Source organism: Acetobacter tropicalis (genome assembly GCF_001580915.1).
Lineage (GTDB): Bacteria > Pseudomonadota > Alphaproteobacteria > Acetobacterales > Acetobacteraceae > Acetobacter > Acetobacter tropicalis.
This window is the reverse complement of the sequence record NZ_LHZQ01000222.1, coordinates 116,346-133,107: the sequence shown is the minus strand read 5'-3', so window position 1 is coordinate 133,107 and position 16,762 is coordinate 116,346. Positions and strand designations below refer to the sequence as shown.

At 57.5% G+C, this 16,762-nt stretch carries 11 protein-coding genes; 6 read left to right on the top strand and 5 right to left on the bottom strand.

Annotated features, from left to right (window positions below):
- Nucleotides 1–113: 113 nt before the first annotated feature.
- Together AD944_RS15405 and AD944_RS15400 are read right to left on the bottom strand one after the other, a co-directional pair.
- A complete protein-coding gene (locus AD944_RS15405) occupies nucleotides 114–1,685 on the bottom strand; it encodes a type 1 periplasmic-binding domain-containing protein (protein WP_035377973.1) in 1,572 nt (523 codons plus the stop codon).
- Complete coding sequence (locus tag AD944_RS15400) at nucleotides 1,682–2,530, bottom strand: ABC transporter ATP-binding protein (RefSeq protein ID WP_052427233.1); 849 nt, start codon at nucleotides 2,528–2,530, stop codon at nucleotides 1,682–1,684. The genes AD944_RS15405 and AD944_RS15400 overlap by 4 nt, the downstream gene beginning before the upstream one ends.
- Before the next feature lie 232 nt (nucleotides 2,531–2,762).
- Here AD944_RS15400 and AD944_RS15395 point away from each other — a divergent pair, with 232 nt between their 5' ends.
- The gene (locus AD944_RS15395) at nucleotides 2,763–4,028 is read left to right on the top strand and encodes an MFS transporter (protein ID WP_145912874.1); all 1,266 of its coding nucleotides are present in this window, start codon (nucleotides 2,763–2,765) and stop codon (nucleotides 4,026–4,028) included.
- Between the two features lie 184 nt (nucleotides 4,029–4,212).
- Here the strand turns inward: AD944_RS15395 and AD944_RS15390 are convergent, their stop codons facing one another.
- Together AD944_RS15390 and AD944_RS15385 are read right to left on the bottom strand one after the other, a co-directional pair.
- Nucleotides 4,213–6,648, bottom strand: a complete 2,436-nt coding sequence (locus tag AD944_RS15390) for a TonB-dependent receptor (protein ID WP_236709265.1) — start codon at nucleotides 6,646–6,648, stop codon at nucleotides 4,213–4,215.
- A 529-nt stretch (nucleotides 6,649–7,177) separates the two neighbouring features.
- Nucleotides 7,178–8,125: a 2-hydroxyacid dehydrogenase gene (locus AD944_RS15385; protein WP_045542981.1), complete on the bottom strand. Its 948-nt coding sequence runs from the start codon at nucleotides 8,123–8,125 to the stop codon at nucleotides 7,178–7,180.
- Nucleotides 8,126–8,496: 371 nt separating this feature from the next.
- On the opposite strand from AD944_RS15385, the gene AD944_RS15380 reads away from it, so the two are divergent.
- Nucleotides 8,497–10,605 carry a M13 family metallopeptidase gene (locus AD944_RS15380; protein WP_045542980.1) on the top strand — a complete coding sequence of 703 codons (2,109 nt, stop codon included), beginning with the start codon at nucleotides 8,497–8,499 and terminating at the stop codon, nucleotides 10,603–10,605.
- Between the two features lie 92 nt (nucleotides 10,606–10,697).
- Here AD944_RS15380 and AD944_RS15375 read toward each other — a convergent pair whose 3' ends face one another.
- Complete coding sequence (locus AD944_RS15375; protein ID WP_035377957.1) at nucleotides 10,698–10,946, bottom strand: hypothetical protein; 249 nt, start codon at nucleotides 10,944–10,946, stop codon at nucleotides 10,698–10,700.
- A 97-nt stretch (nucleotides 10,947–11,043) separates the two neighbouring features.
- Between AD944_RS15375 and AD944_RS15370 the strand changes: the two genes are divergently transcribed.
- From AD944_RS15370 to AD944_RS15355, 4 genes are all read left to right on the top strand, one after another.
- Nucleotides 11,044–11,802 carry a gluconate 2-dehydrogenase subunit 3 family protein gene (locus AD944_RS15370; protein ID WP_236709264.1) on the top strand — a complete coding sequence of 253 codons (759 nt, stop codon included), beginning with the start codon at nucleotides 11,044–11,046 and terminating at the stop codon, nucleotides 11,800–11,802.
- Nucleotides 11,803–11,805: 3 nt separating this feature from the next.
- The gene (locus tag AD944_RS15365) at nucleotides 11,806–13,587 is read left to right on the top strand and encodes a GMC family oxidoreductase (protein ID WP_045542979.1); all 1,782 of its coding nucleotides are present in this window, start codon (nucleotides 11,806–11,808) and stop codon (nucleotides 13,585–13,587) included.
- Complete coding sequence (locus tag AD944_RS15360; protein WP_236709263.1) at nucleotides 13,584–15,437, top strand: c-type cytochrome; 1,854 nt, start codon at nucleotides 13,584–13,586, stop codon at nucleotides 15,435–15,437. Before AD944_RS15365 ends, AD944_RS15360 begins: the two co-directional genes overlap by 4 nt.
- A 99-nt stretch (nucleotides 15,438–15,536) precedes the next feature.
- A complete protein-coding gene (locus AD944_RS15355) occupies nucleotides 15,537–16,688 on the top strand; it encodes an energy transducer TonB (RefSeq protein ID WP_045542978.1) in 1,152 nt (383 codons plus the stop codon).
- Nucleotides 16,689–16,762: the final 74 nt, after the last annotated feature.

Genomic DNA, 16,762 nt, shown 5'->3' with positions numbered 1-16,762 from the left:
AGCAATTCTATTCTGTAACCACCGAGCCTGCTGAGAGAGCGTTACGCGCACGCAGACACACAGATGCCCCACGCCGCCATACATTCCTTCAAACGACAAGAAAAAATGCCCGTTTAGGGGGCTGCCAACGGTTCAATGGGCCAGTCAGCCTGTGCCAGTGCACGCGGTGCAAGCCATGCCATAAGTGCAGAAAATGGAAGACCTGCAAACAGGGTTCCCCACAACCACGCAGGGGGCGAGGCCTCGGAGAACAGGAGGCTAACGCCCATCTGCACGCAAACAAAGCTCCCCAGCAGATTGAAGGCCTGAAGAACACCCGGGCGTGTTTTGCGGGAGAAAAGCAACGGCAAGCTAGGAAGATAGCTGGCACCCATCATAACCGAGAAAATTGCTCCCATGCTCAGAAACAACTCTCTCCAGCTTTCTGCGCCAAACACAATCCCCAAAGGAGCGCAGAACAGAGCCGCAAGTGCAGCACTCTGCACCGCACGCTTGGCGTGGGTTCTATAAAGCGCCCGCGCAAAATCCGCCCGGGTGCCATACCCTGCCAGATTAAGCAGAAACGGCCAGTCCGCCCGTATCAGCATCCAGGAAGCCAGACCACTGGCGGACATCATGCAGATCATCTGCGGCGCAATCAGCATGGATTTTCTGATGGCAGACCAATGCGGCATACCTCCTGCAGAAAAAGCCTCCAGAATCATGTTCAGAATAAAAAGAAAAACCAGAACGACCACACTGCTGGCCAGAAATCCAACAGGCCCGGGTGTCATCATGGTATTCGGCACGGGCGGCTTCCGTAACCATGGAAACTGCCATTGCATCAAATTCCTGATTCCGGTGCCCTCCTGCGCACGCGCGCCACCATTGATGGTAACGGCATGGTAAGAGGAAGCAGCCGTAACCCCATACTCTCCCGCAAAAGCGCTTTCCGTAGCCCACCCACTTCCAGCAGGCATCCCATCCCTTTGAAACGGGTAAGATTGGCCTTGGGTTCTGGCCGCCTGAAGAGCGTTCCTCCGTGCCTGATAGCGAGGCTGTGCAACTGTTGGCGCTGCGCCACCCGGCAGAGCCGCAGGCTGTGGCCGATGACCGAGTTCAATGAGGGTCATGCTGATACCAACAGCCAGAAGCCCTACCGCCACATACCATGGCGCAGACAAAATCCGTTCCTGTGATTGCGGAAACATGAAGGCAACAAACAACACGAACATCATGAACATCCGCAACCAGCGCACGGGTTTGCGCAGGTTTTTGGGGCCGGTCATATCGCCATTGACGCCCAGCGCCAGACAGATGGATTCCTGTGCCAGACTATTCAGAAACGGCGCACCCAGATGCAGCAAAGGCACTGCCATAAGCACCACCACACCAGACAGGGCAACCTGCACGGCCTGATATTCAGCCTCAATCATGCCAGGTGTCATGCTGGCGAGCGGACTGCGGACCTGCCGCCAATACTGGCATGCCACTCCGGAAATAAGCGCCTGCAACCCCAGCCACCACCAGGTGCCAAAGGAAGAGGGTAATTTGAACAGCCCGTTCTGCCAGTGTGTGGCCGAATGATCCGTAAATGCGACGAAGAAAGCGACCATCGTCCATAACAGCCCGGTCAACAAGGTGTAGTTTTCCCGCCAAAAAACGGGCTTAACATACAGCCGCAACGCATGAAGGGCGTTTTTCATCGTGACAGGGCCAGAAAGAGGGTTTCTACATCTGGCAAAGCCACATCAAGCCCCTGACCGGCGGCGGCCTGATCCAGAACGGGCTGCCACCCATCCACCCACACACCACCATCCTCCGCCGGGGCCAACACACGCACGCCCCATTCATCAGGCGGCACCGCAGACAGGTGCCGCACCTGCCCCTGCAAGACGGCCTCCGAAACATCCAGCACAATCTGCCCCCGCCGCATAATGACAAAGCGATCACAGATATTCTCAAGATCAGAGATAATATGAGACGAAATCAGAACAGTAGCACCATGCTGGTTCGCATAGTCTGGCAGCAGCCGCATAAAATCATGCCGTGCCTGAGGGTCAAGACTGGCAACGGGTTCATCAAGCACGATCAGATCAGGCCGGAAACGCAGTGCCAGAACAATGGCCAAGCGTTGCCGCTCCCCACCTGAGAGAGACTTAATACGCGCCGCAGGGTCCAGTGCCGCCCATTCCAGCCAGCGGTTATCCTGCGGGGTGTTGGCCGGCCGATATCCCGCCAGATAGCTCAACAGTTCCCCCACTTTGAACCATGTAAAGCCTGTCAGGGTCTGGGGCACAAACCCTATGCGATTACGTACCTGTGGCGTCAGGTGATTGACATCCTCGCCAAACAGACGGATCTGCCCCGCATCGGCTGAAAGAAACCCCAGCAGGCATCCAATCAGCGTGGTCTTGCCTGCACCATTTGGCCCCAGCAGAGCAGCTATTTCGCCCTCCGCCAGTGTCAGATTGAAATCATCCAGCGCCCGCTTTGTGCTGAACTCTTTGACAAGATGCGTAATTTCTAACGGAAAAACAGGCTCAGACACACTTCGGCTCCATTGCGGGATGTCACCCGCCATGGTGCCGGTGAGACCGGAAAGCCGTCAAGAGTATGAAGCAATGGACGGATTTTCCCGGCGGAACCCCTCTGTCTCACGCAGGAGTGACGGTGCAAAACCTTCCGTGCCTTGTGTCTATCCTATTCGTGATGCCCGGAGCCGATAGAACCCTCTTTCCGTTCATGACACACAGAATGGTGCAAGAAACGGATACATGCCCATGACACTTACCGCATCTCAGCCTGACCTGTCCTCACCTACCGCACAACCGCTTACCCCGCAGGAGCGCGCTACTGCCCGGCATGTGGTGGCGGCTTCCTTTCTGGCATGGATGCTGGATGCGTGTGATTTCTTTCTTGTGCTCTTCACGCTGGATAACGTGGCCCACAGCTTCAATACCTCTCTGGAAAGCGTGTTGCTGGCCCCCACCCTCACCTTGATGACCCGCCCCATAGGCGCTTATCTGTGTGGGCGGGCAGCAGACACTTACGGGCGCAAGCCGGTAATGATCATCACCATTCTGGTGTATTCCGTTATTGAAGTGCTGTCCGCCTTTTCTCCTACACTATGGGTCTTTCTTGTTCTGCGCACTCTCTTCGGCATCGCGCTGGGGGGAGAATGGGGTGTCGGCACGTCTCTGATTATGGAAAGTGTGCCTGTATCATGGCGCGGTACGGCCTCCGGCATTTTGCAGGCAGGGTACCCTGCCGGATACCTGCTGGCCTCCATTCTTTTTCTCACCTTGCCCGTGGTGGGCTGGCGTGGCCTGTTTATTCTTGGCGGAAGCGCCGTTTTTTCGGCGCTCTATATCTGGCTCCGGGTGCCGGAAAGCCCGGACTGGCTGGCTCGACAGAAAGCGCCGGCCAGTCCGACCCAGAAACATCAGGGTCTGTGGCCCATTGTCCGCCAGAATGCGGCTCTTTGCGTTTTTGCCATTACCCTCATGACGGGCTTCAATTTCATGAGCCATGGCTCACAGGATCTGTATCCCAAAGTGTTTCTGGCTCTGGAACGGCACATCCCACCCCCGTCCATTACGCTGATTGTGGTTCTGTATAATGTGGCGGCCATTGCTGGTGGACTTTTCTTTGGCGTTCTCTCCCAGCGCATTGGGCGGCAATATGCCATTGCGCTTGCCGCCTTGCTGACCATCCCGCTGCTGCCACTCTGGACCTTACCCCAATCTGCCTTCTGGCTGGCGGTAGGAGCCATGTGCATCCAGTTCTGTATTCAGGGGGCATGGGGCGTGGTGCCTGCGTATCTGAGCGAACTTTCCCCCGCCTCCATACGCGCCACCTTCCCCGGTCTGGCCTATCAATGTGGAAATCTTCTGGCGGCCAGCAACGCCCTTTTACAAACTGAAATAGGCCGCGTTCTGGGTCGAGGGCTTGCCCCTGCCCTGATGCTGACAGTTGGCTTGGCGGCCCTTGGCGTTCTGGTGCTGACACTCCTGAACGCCAAACTCCACCCTCAAAGGGCATCATGAGTAGAAGGACGGTAGCGTCATCAAACCGCACAGCCTAACTGACGACACCCCCCAACACCTTAGACAGCCCCGCCGCCCACACCGACATGAGCAGGCCGTACGAACCTGGCGTGCCAGGGCGTCCGCCTGAGTGGCTCTGTTTCCATACCCGGCACCTTCTGCCGCAAACCGGATTTTCCATGCTTTAGAAGCCGCAGGAAATCCGGCCACCAATAAAGCGCGGCTCACCCGGAATATAGAAATAGGTTGTTGTCGCCTGCCCTCCGCTTTCCGCGTAGCGCCGATCAAGAATGTTCCGGGCGTAAAGAGTTGCCTCCCACTTACCGGAAGCCGGACGAAACGTAACATGCGCCCCCAGAAGAAAGTAAGGTGGCAGACGGTAAAATCCTGTGCCCCCTGGGGTAATGGCCTGACTCCCGCGATAGAGCCAGTCCGGCCCGAAATCCAGAGAATACGCATGGGCGATCGGCTGCCGCCAGTCCGCCGAGCCATTCAGTGTCAGCTTGGGTTGCCCATTATCAACTCCGCCAAAATTATCGTTAATGGCTTTCCACACACCATGCTGTGCGTAATACGCGTTGGTTTTGGCGCGATTGACCGTAGGAAAATTCTGAAAATTGCCACGCTGCCAGCCAATGTTCTGCGTCACAAACAGATGGCTGAACGGATGAGCTTCTATGGTCCCTTCAAACCCCCAACTTTCAGATTTGGGTGCGTTGGTAATTTCGCTCAACGGTCCATAATTGGGGATCAATACCGTCCCCAGAATCTGCTGGTTATGAAAATCATTGTAAAATGCTGCGCCATTGATACGGAGCCGGTTAGGGATAGGGTCTGCCTTGAACCCGGCTTCATAGGTCAGCACGGTTTCTGGCCTGAACGGGTCAAGCTGTGCCTGAATCTGCGTATTGTTGGCGGTAAAGCCTCCGGGTTTGAAGCCCTTGCTCATCTTGTAATAGACAAGGGCATGGCGTGCCATTTGCCAGGAAACACCCACCTGCCCCGCAAACTGGTTGGACGCCGTGCTTTCCGCATGAAAATTCCGTGTGACACCACCAAATATCTGCGATTGCAGACCAGTAATGGACCGATCATCCAATTCATGCAGCAGTCCAGCCCAGATGGTCACTCCATGCGGCAGCCGATAACTAAGATGCCCGAATTCAGAAACGCTTTCCTGATTCATGCCAAAATTGGTGGCCATCATGTAGCCGCGGGCTGAGTAGTCCGTATAATCAAAGAAAAAGCGCTGGTTCATACGGGTGCGCTGATAATAAGCGCCCACCACCCATTGCAGTTTGTCATCAGGGTGGGAATTACTCAGCCGCACTTCCTGCGTAAAGCTGTTGGCATCTATGGTGCGATAGGTATCAGCCTGAGACTGCGCCGTGCCATCCTGATCTGTGTATTCCCCTTCACGCTCAGTTTCAAACGCACTGATGGCAGCGAATGTCACCGGCCCGAAATCATGCGTGATATGAAGATCCGCCCCCCAGAACTGGTTGTGTTCACTGGGTTTGATACCGGCCTTGCGCCCGATCAGTCGTGCAAATTCAGGGCGGGAGGACCATTCCGCCTCTTTCCATGACCCCATTTGTGGCAGGGGTTGTTTCCCTATGAGGCGATGCACAGGCACGCTGGAGACAACCTCACTGTTATCCTGCACAAAATGACCGCCCAGCAGAATAGTGGTGTGGCTATCAGGCTTCCATTGCAGCTTGCCGCGTAACGCCCATAAATCCGCATCCCCCAGATGGTCTCCGTTCTGCGGATTGGTCTGCCACCCTCCTCCATGGCGGGTCTGTCCGGCCAGGCGAAAGCTGAGCCCTTTGGCCAACGGGCCAGACACATAAGCTTCGCTCCGGCTACGTGCGTAGGAGGCAATGTCCTGAGACGCCCCATAATGCCAGACATCCGTGGGGTCATTGGTGTGCAGATGCACTTCCCCACCCGTGTCGGACTGCCCATGTTCCGTGCCCACCGGGCCGGGGGTCACGGTAGCCCCGGCCAGATCAAACATCTGGCCGTTGGACATTGTGGAATACGGATAAGCCACATCATCAATATAGGTCAGCACCGGCCCCATATTGTTCTGTGTGAAATCATTAAATCCGGCACCACGCAGATAGAAATTGCTGGAGGCTGTGCCGTTTATGCTCTGCATGGTCAGGTTGGGAGCCACGCGCTCCAACCCGCGCAAGGTCACAATATCCCGCTCTTTCAGGCGTTCCAAGGTAATGCGGGTGGTTGCATCAGGCTGATGCTGGGCATCCGGATAGGCAAAATCATGCCGCCGGGCGCTGACATCAACATCCGTAGCATGGCTGGACACAACTGGCCCACCGTGCCGCACAGGCCGGACGGTAGACGGTAAGGCCCCCGCCCCAGAAGCACGCAGCATCCCCTCGCCCTCTCCCGAGGCTGTTTTTGAGGATCGCCCCTTTCGCAGGTGGCCATGATCCCCTCCCTGTTGACGATGAGCAGAAGCCGGGAGAGCTCCTGCCTGCCCTCCATGCGAAGAAGCCGTCTGACCATCCATCTGCGCAGGGAACACATTCGCAGATGCAACAGTCCGGCTGCCTACCGGCACCGGCATATCCGCCGCTCGGGCAGAAGGCATTGGAGCAATCAATCCTGCAGGCAGGAGCCCCAACACCGTCAGCGCCGAACTGAAAGCCCATGTTCTGCGGTCCTGTATCAGCCCCGCTTTGCTTTCAACGTTAAAACCTCGGTAAAAAATCCGACCGCTCCCACTTCTCTTAAAAAGCATGAAGCCCCCTGCGCACCTGCAACAGAAGCGGTGCCGTGGCCTCTGTCAGCCAGCTCCCACCATGCCTTTAAATCTATCAGCCCCTCTCCGAGCCAGACGGCTCCCGTATGGCGGGCGTGCCCCTGCTCTTGCAACCCTGAAGCCCTGCAAAATCGGATTTTACGCCAAAGAGTAACCGATGGAATAGAGAGAACTCGTTCTCTTCACGCAGTCCGTATTCTCTTTCTTTATCACGCGGCTTGCATACGGATGTCGTCCTAACTCTATGGAGAAAAAGGGATATTCCTTCCCTTTTCACTCTTGGAAAGGTTTCCAAAAACCCCACCAAACTGCCCAAGCGCGCCGTGCACGCTCTCTTTCCAGAAGCGTCAAACCCCCTCTAATATCCACGCTCCGCATCATACCGCAGCGGCACATCCTGCCCCTGCTCAAGTGCCTGAATAACAGACACAACATACCGTGCCCGCGTTGCGCGTGAGGCTTCGGATGCCACATGCGGGGTAATCAGCACGCCCGGTTGCCCCCAGAGAGGCGAGGTTTCCGGTAAGGGTTCTGTAGAAAACACATCCAGCACGGCACCATGGAGGGTTTCATCCTGCAACGCCCGCAAAAGGTCCGCTTCAACCACCAGCGCCCCGCGCCCTACATTAACAAAGCCCGAAGGTTTTTTAAGTTGGGTCAGAACATCATATGTAATGATACCGCGCGTTTCCGCTGTTTCCGGCAAGAGACATACCAGTGTGTCGCACTCGCCCAAAAAAGCCGGTAAGCCCTCCGGCCCGGTATGGCAGGTTACGCCTTCAATATATTTTTCATGCCGTGCCCAGCCGGAAACCTGAAAACCTGTCTGTACCAGCCTTTGCGCCACATGGCCGCCCAAACTGCCCAGACCCATAACGCCCACGCGTGTTTCTGTAGAAAGCCGGGTTTGCGGCATACCACGCCGCGTCCATTTTCTTTCCTGCTGCCCTGTATGCCAACGCGGTGCTTCCCGCAGCAGAGAAAATACGGCCCACTGCACATAATCCGCCATCTGAATGGCGGTCTCTGCTCCACCCATACGGATAATGGGCACTTGACGCGGCCTGTTCGGATCTGCCGTAATATGATCAACCCCCACGGCAACACTCAGAACCGCTTTCAAGTAAGGCATCTGGGCCAGCCGACCGGCATCCGGTTCCCATACCAGTGCATAAGTCACCTCCGTCGGATCAAGAGATGGATCGTACCAATCTCTTACATCGAGTTGGGGCATGAGTTCAGCAAACAGAGCTTTCCACTCCGGAAAGACAGACCGTCCTCCAGCCTTCACCACCAGACACGCCATGCCTTCAGCTCTCCCTGATACCGCCGGAAAATGAAGTGCCACCACTCAAGGCTGCGCTCCGCAGCCCCAACAAACAACTGTGTCACACTCACATCAAGAGTGCCTGCACTTCCATGCGTGAACAATGGGCAAGAGGCATTTACAAGGAGAAAAATACGCCCGCCATCAAAGCTGCGGCCTTCACACTGCTTGGCTCTACGTCACGTAACAAAGGGATGGCCTGTTGAATTAAAAATCATTCCGGTGGGGTAGTCATTCTATGCTGGGCATGCTTAACCTACCATCACCTAAAGAACGGTATCTAAAGAACTAACAGGGAAAGAAGACATCATTTTATCTTTCCCGGCATTTATTTGGAGAAACATCAACAGATGCTTAAGCATAATAATAAAGTGTCACTGCGGGTCGGGCTTCTTCTGTCTGCTGCCATCGGCCTGACCAGTGTGGCCGGGGCAGCCCATGCCGCCACCGCGCAAGCTGCTGCACCTGTAACGGCACCGGCAGCCGTTCCCCCCGCCACCTTCGGGGCCTGGGGTGTTGATCTTGCGGGCCGTGATACGTCGGTCAAACCTGGAAATGACTTTTTCCGCTATGCCAATGGCACCTATCTGGACAATCTGACCATTCCGTCAGACATGACCAGCTATGGCCCGTTCAATGCGCTGGCTGAACTTTCGCGCCAGCGTGTTCAGACCATCCTGAACGAGCTTTCTGCTCACCCGGTCAAGCATCCGACCACTATCGAGGAAAAGCTGGGCACGTACTACGCCTCTTTCATGGATGAAAAATCCGTGGAAAAACAGGGCACCAAGCCCCTGAAAGGCGATCTGGAAAGCATCCGCAAAATAACTGACGCCAAGACGTTTGCTACCGTTGCAGGTGCGGCTTCAGGCAGCTTTGCAACCTCTCCTTTCTCTCTGGGTATCAACCCGGATGCGAAAGACCCCACCCATTACGCCCTGAACATTGATCAGGACGGACTGGGGCTGCCGGACCGTGATTACTACCTGAAGCCGGAATTTGCCGCGAAGAAGGCTGCGTATCAGACCTACATCACCAAGGCGCTGAGCCTTATCAAATGGCCGCAACCCGAGCAGGCTGCTGCTGCCATTGTCGCCTTTGAAACCAAACTGGCTGAAACCCACTGGGCACGTGCAGACCTGCGCAACCCGGAAAAAACCTACAACCCCATGACGGTGGCTGATCTGGCCAAAGCCGCCCCCGGTTTTGACTGGACCACGTGGCTGACCGCTGCTGGCCTGCCCACAGAAGGGCTTGAAAACCGTACGGTTATTGTTGGTGAACCCTCCGCCATTACGGGCGGCGCAGCCCTGCTGGCCAATGCCGATGTCGGGCTTCTACAGGCATGGGAAGCCTTCCATACGATAGAAAACGCCACCAGCAACCTGCCGGACGCTTTTGTGCAGGCCCGCTTTGAATTCTCCAAGGCGCTGACAGGCCAGCCAGCCCTTCCGGCCCGCTGGAAGCGCGGTGTGCAGGCCACAAGCTCCGCCATGGGCATGGCATTGGGCAAGGTGTATGTGGAACGCTACTTCCCCGCAGAAAACCGCACCGCCATGCAGAAGCTGACCGGCGATCTGAAAGATGCCTTCCGCATCCGCCTACAGCACAACACATGGATGAGCAAACCCACGCGTGAAGCCGCCCTGCGCAAGCTGGAAAACTTTGAAGTGCAGGTTGGCTACCCCAGCGAATGGCGTGATTATTCTGATCTCGTCGTGAAAAAAGGGGATGTTTACGGCAACGCCAAAAACGGCATCCGGTTTGAATGGAACTACTGGGTAGCCCGTCTGGACAAGCCCGTTAACCGTAACGAATGGGATATGACTCCCCAGACCGTGAACGCCTACAACAACCCGCTGTTTGATCAGGTTGTGTTCCCGGCTGCCATTCTGCAGCCGCCGTTCTTCAACGCCAAGGCAGATATGGCTGTAAACTACGGGGCCATTGGTGGCGTAATTGGTCATGAAATGACCCATTCGTTTGATGATGAAGGCCGTAAGTTTGACGAACATGGCCGCCTGCGTGACTGGTGGACCAAAGCTGACGCAGACCGTTTCCAGAAACTGGCTGACCGCCTCGGTGCTCAGTATGATGCGTTTGAGGTCCTGCCGGGCGTGCATGTAAACGGCAAGCTGACCATGGGCGAAAACATTGCCGATCTGGGTGGCCTGACACTGGCGCTTGACGCCTACCATGCCTCCCTGAACGGCCAGCCTGCTCCGGTGATTGATGGCCTGACGGGCGATCAGCGCGTATTCCTTGGCTGGGCGCAGGTATGGCGGGAAAAACTACGTGATGACACCGTCAAGCAACTGGTGGTGACAGATCCGCACTCCCCGCCGCAGGCCCGCGTGAACATTCCCATGCACAATCTGGACGCTTGGTACAAGGCATGGAATGTGAAAGCTGGTGAAAAGCTGTATCTGTCCCCGAAACAGCGCGTTAAAATCTGGTAATAAATCCGGTTTTACACTTTGGATGGAAAAGAGCGAGAGTCTGCGGGTTACCGCCGCTCTTTTCCCTTCCAGAACGGACTTTCAAGTCCCTCTCATGGCTCGCCTTGTGCGGGCCATGCTTGTTTCAGGGCCGTCTCTCCGCTAACCAAGGCCCGCATGGTCGCGCGCACTGCGCTGAAGCGGCCGCGAGGACCGATTTGTGGTCGCCGCTCCCTGTTCACGGTAACGAGCCCCCCGATGACCGACGCGCCCCATACGCCCCGACGCCCAGCCAGCCCTGTTTCTTGCGCAAAACCAGCCGCGAATACCTCGGCAGCAATGGCTCCTCTCAGCCTCCCCACTCCTGACGGCTCTCCGGCGGCTTATCCGATGACATCCTCCAAAACTAATGCGTCCGCACCCAGCCACGTTAAACAGCAGGTAAGGGGCGAGGAACATATGGCTCACGATGCTGCCATCGCTCCGCTGCCTTCCTCCGCGTTCACGCCCAAACGTCGCCGTGTGGTGCAAGGGCTGGGAACCAGTATGGCGGCGCTCTCGCTTGGTGGACTGGCAACGCAAACGGCTGAAGCAGCCTCTTCTGAACAGTCACCCGCCGCTACAGCGCATCATCAGGAAGCTGGCACCTCAACACGCTTTTTCACCGCCGCCGAGTTTGCCTTTCTGACGGCCGCCTGTGAACGGCTGTTCCCGGAAGATGATATGGGGCCGGGTGCCACCATGCTTGGGGTGCCGGACTTTATTGAAGGCCAGATGAACACCCCTTGGGGCCGTGGCGAAAAATGGTTCATGAGCGGCCCGCACCGTACCGGCCCCGACAATCTGGGTTATCAGCTCCCTTACAGCCCTCGGCAAATCTACCGCATAGGTATTGCCGGAACGCAGGCCTGGGTGCGTCAGCAGCATAACGCCCCCTTTGAAAGCCTGCCTCCCACCACGCAGGACGCTATCCTGACGGCTCTTGAACACAACGCCACCCAGTTTGACGCCCTGCCCGCCAGCGCCTTTTTTGAGCAGCTTCGTTCTGACACGATTGAAGGCGCGTTTGCAGACCCCACCCATGGAGGCAATCGTCACATGGGCGGTTGGAAAATGATGGGCTTCCCCGGTGCCCGCGCCGATTACATGGATTGGGTAGACCGGTACGAAACCCCCTACCCTTATGGCCCGGTTTCCATTAGCGGGGAGACAGGCTGACCCATGGCGGAAAAAACTCTCCCCCCTGTAGATGCCGTTGTGGTGGGTGCTGGCTGGGCCGGCAGCATCATGGCCAAGGAGCTTTGTGAAGCAGGCCTTTCCGTGGTGATGCTGGAACGCGGCGGCCGACGCTCCACCGCCAAAGATGGCGCCTATCCTGCCTCCATTGATGAACTGGAAGGTGCTACCCGGTACAAGCTGTTCCAGAACCCTGCGCAGACCACCGTGACGGTCCGCAACAGGTTGGATCAGGAGGCCCTGCCTTACCGCCGCCTGGCCGCCTTTCTGCCGGGCGAAGGCGTAGGGGGCGCAGGCCTGCATTGGACGGGTGTACATTTCCGCGCCATGCCACAGGATTTGCGCCTGCGCAGCCATATTACTGAACGCTATGGCAAGACGTTCATTCCTGATGGCATGAACCTGCAGGATTACGGCGTCACATATGAAGAACTTGAGCCCTTCTTTGACCGTGCGGAAAAAGTATTTGGCACATCGGGCGAAGCCTACACCGTGGACGGAAAGGTGGTGGGCAAAGGCAACCCGTTTGCACCGGATCGGTCAGATGATTTCCCGCTTCCGCCCCTGCGGGATGTTTATACCGCCCATCTGTTCCGCAAGGCCGCGACCGAGGCCGGGTTTCACCCCTACGCCATGCCTGCGGCCAATGCGTCCCACCCCTATACAAACCCGTATGGGGCCCAGATGGGGCCGTGCAATTTCTGCGGCTATTGCTCGGATTATGCGTGCTACATGTACGCCAAGGCCTCGCCGAATGTGAACATCCTGCCCGCCCTGCGACAGCACGCCAACTTCACGCTGCGCAGCAACGCACATGTGCTGAAAGTGCTTCTGGATTCCACAGGCAAGAAAGCAACTGGCGTTGTGTATCAGGATGCGGAAGGCAACCACATTACCCAACCTGCAGGGCTGGTTATTCTGGCGGCCTTCCAGTTCCATAACGTGCATCTGATGCTGCTGTCAGGTATTGGAAAACCATATGATCCGCACAGCAATTCCGGCACGGTAGGGCGCAACTTCACGTATCAGAACATCACCAACACCACGGTGCTGATGCCCCCCACCCGCAGCACGGACCAGTTCATCGGCTCGGCAGGCGGTGTGGCAATTGATGATTTCAACTGTGACAACTTTGATCACGGGCCGCTGGGCTTTATTGGCGGTTCACCGCTATGGGTCAATCAGGCGGGCGTTAAACCTATTGGCGGAGCCAAAGCCACTTTTCCCGGCGCTCCACGATGGGGCAGCGCATGGAAAAAACAGGCCGTTGACACCTATCGCCATGCCTTCACCATCAATGCGCAGGGCTCCAACATGGCCTACCGTGATGTGTATCTGGACCTTGATCCCACCTGGACCAATGTTTACGGCCAGCCGCTGCTGCGCATGACGTTTGACTGGAAAGACAACGATATCCGCATGAACCGCCACGTTGTCAGCAAGCTGGATGGCGTGGTCAAAGCCCTTGGCGCGCGTGATGTGCACTACAGCATGCGCGAACCGGGCAAACCGTTTGACGTGCGTGACTACCAGACAACCCATCTCTGCGGCGGGGCCGTCATGGGGGATGACCCCAACACATCCGCCCTGAACCGCTACCTGCAAAGCTGGGATGTACCGAACGTGTTTGTGGTAGGAGCCAACGCCTTCCCGCAGGGTATGGGCTATAATCCTACGGGGCTGGTCGCCGCCTTGGCCTACTGGTCCGCTCATCATATCCGCACGCAATGGCTGAAGGGCAACGGCGGCCCGTTGGTAACGCCATGAGACAGCCTGCCTTTACTGCCGCCTCCACGCACCTCCCACGCTCGGCTTCGGCACAGCATCCCGCAACCGATATTCCCCGCAAGGCTCTTGCAAAGACCACCGTCTCTTTTGAAAAAACGGTAACCCCACGTTCGGCAGGCCTGCTATTGGCGTGCATCTTGGGTGGAAAGCGATACCTGTCGATGCTGTCATACGGCGTGGCGGCTTTCGCTCTGGGCAGCCTTCCTTTCTGCCTGGCTCACCCTGCCGTAGCAGCATCGGCCACTTCTCCTGCTGGCCCAGCTACTGGCACGGTCCAGCCCGAAGACCCTTTGACATCAAGAGCACAGCAGAACCCACCATCACAGGAAGCGTCTTCCTCTCCCGCACATTCAGGGCCGGAGTCTAAGGATGCCTTCCTTTCATCCGAAACACCTCGCACCCCGCAGGAATGGATTGAACGAGGCCGCTACGTCGCCGCAGCGGCTGATTGCGCGGCCTGCCATACCACAAACCAGAAGGCTCCATACGCGGGCGGTTATGCGTTCGAATTGCCCATTGGCACCCTCTACGCTTCCAACATCACGCCGGATAAAACCCATGGTATCGGCAACTGGACGGAAGCACAGTTTGTCAGTGCCGTGCGGGAAGGTATCCGGCCAGACGGGGCCACCCTGTATCCTGCCATGCCTTATCCCTCATACGCCCGCATGACAGATGAGGACCTGCACGCGCTGTATGTGTATTTCATGCAGGACGTGCAGCCTGTGGCCCAATCAGTAAAAGCCAACGCTATTCCCTGGCCACTTTCCATGCGTTTCCCCTTAACCTTTTGGCGCTGGGCATTTGCGCCTTCCCCTCAGGCCGCACGGCAGGCTACAGGCCGCCCCTTTGCCAATGCGGAACTGGCGCGCGGAGCCTATCTGGTGGAAGGGCCGGGGCATTGCGGGGCCTGCCATACCCAGCGTGGCATTGCCATGCAGGAAGAAGCCCTGACCGCACAGGATGGCCCCCGTTATCTGGCTGGCGGTAAGGCGGTGGATAGCTGGACTCCGCCCTCATTACGCGGTGAGCCACGTACCGGCCTTGGTACATGGCGTGTGGCAGAAATCACCGCATTCCTGAAAACTGGCCGCAACAACAGAGGCAGTGCCTTCGGCAACATGGACAGCGCCGTACACCACGGCACGCAATATCTGTCCGAGGCTGACCTGACTGCCATGGCGCGATACCTGAAAAGCCTGCCAGCCGCAACGCCACAGCAAACAGGCTGGAAGCGGGATGCAGCCGCCACCAAGGCACTGCAATCCGGCGGCCACCTTACTTTAGGGCAGCGCGTATATCTGGATAACTGCGCCGCGTGTCACCGCTCCAACGGGGCCGGATATCCCACCACCTTTCCGCCGCTGGCAGATAATCCCGTGGTCATGAACCCGGCTCCAGATTCGGTCATCCATATTATTCTGACTGGGGTCACCCTCCATGGCACGCAGAGCGCGCCTTCTGCCTTCAGCATGCCAAGTTTTGCAGCCCGCCTGACAGATGCCCAGATTGCCGCTGTGGGCACCTTTGTCCGGCATGCGTGGGGCAATAATGCCCCGGCCGTGACAGATGTGGACGTTCGGCACATGCGTGCGCGTCTGAGCCCTTCTCAAACGCAGATCGCCCCGCCCAGCCCTGTTCAGCCTCCGGAAAAACGTGCAGCGCTCCCTGCTCCGTCCCAGCCCACGCCCTCTGGAGCAGCCATAAACAGCGGCACATCCTTCGTTCCGCCGGCGCCAGACACTCCTCCCCACCCTCCCTCTGCTGCGCCTAACAGCCGTTCCGCTGCCGCACCCGCTTTACATTCCGGCGGACAGGCAACGGAATAACAAGTTCTGACTGGAAACAATGCTCAAGCAATGGCACACTAGGGAAAGCAACTGGCCCAAACACAGCCCTGTCCGGGCAGAGGAGAGAACGGGCACTTCATGAAGGCTATGCTCAGTCGCTCTTCACGCCGGACAGAAGCACAGGAACCGCGTCTGGTTCCACCGTCCGATGCAGGAAGAGTCCTCCCTGATTCAGGGGCCATCCCCCTTTCCGAGAGCAACCGGGAGAGCCTGAAACCCTCTGCGTGGCCAATTGCACGTCCCAATAATTACAAACGGGTAAAGGGCACATCCACTCCCCTTATCCGTAAAGAAGTCTACGCAGAGCCTACACTCGGCCCGGTGCTGACAGGCTCTCTGTTTGCCCATTTTGCACTTCTGACAGCCTTGCTGTGGCAAGCCACGCACCACCAGCCCCACGGCACACCAGACGGTGCACAGCCCTCTCCTGTGGAGATGGTGTTTGCGCAGCCACAGGCCACCAGTGGCATGGTTGGCCCGCAATCACCCGATGCGGGGGAAGGCAACTCTGGCAAAAACCCCAGCGCCGCCGGACAAGCCGAACCCTCACCCGCGGAAGCCGCGCCCGGGCCAGCCGTTCCATCGGAAGATACGCCCACAGCTCCGCCGCTACCGCAGTCGGATGACGGACTACCAAAACCCACGCCGGAAGAGCACAAAACGGTCAAACCCGCGCGTCCTCCCTCCGGTCAAAAGCCAGAGGCCAACGCCAAGGCACGTCCGGTTCCCCGCAGCAAACCGCAGCCGCACGCCAACCGTCACGCTGCCTCGCCCTTTGATAACCCGATGGACCTGTCTTTCAACGAAGCTCCGGCACCCCGGCGGCATCGCCATGGCAGGCCGGGCGGTTCAGGTGGCCCCATTGATCTTTCCGTTGGTCCAGTCGTGGAAAACGGACAGATCAACGCGCACTATACCTCCCGCACGTCCGTTCGCGGCGTGAGTGATGATTACGGGCAGGAAATCAATGCGTGGATCATGCGCCACATGTATTATCCGGAAGAAGCCGCCCGTAATGGGGAGGAAGGTCCTTCTTCCGTGCATGTTGTGCTGGATCGTAATGGCCGTGTGAAATCTGTGTACCAGACAGGATCATCAGGCTCCTATTATCTCGATGCCGCCACATCCGGCATGTTCCACGGGGCGCAGCTCCCCCCCGTGCCACCAGACATGAAGGGCAACCATTTCGATATTGACCTGACGATCAACTACATCCTGATCCGACACTAAGGACGGCAGAAACCGAACGCAGCAGGAAGTCCCACAACAGCATCCTGCCTCAGCCCAATAGAAAAGCCCCGATT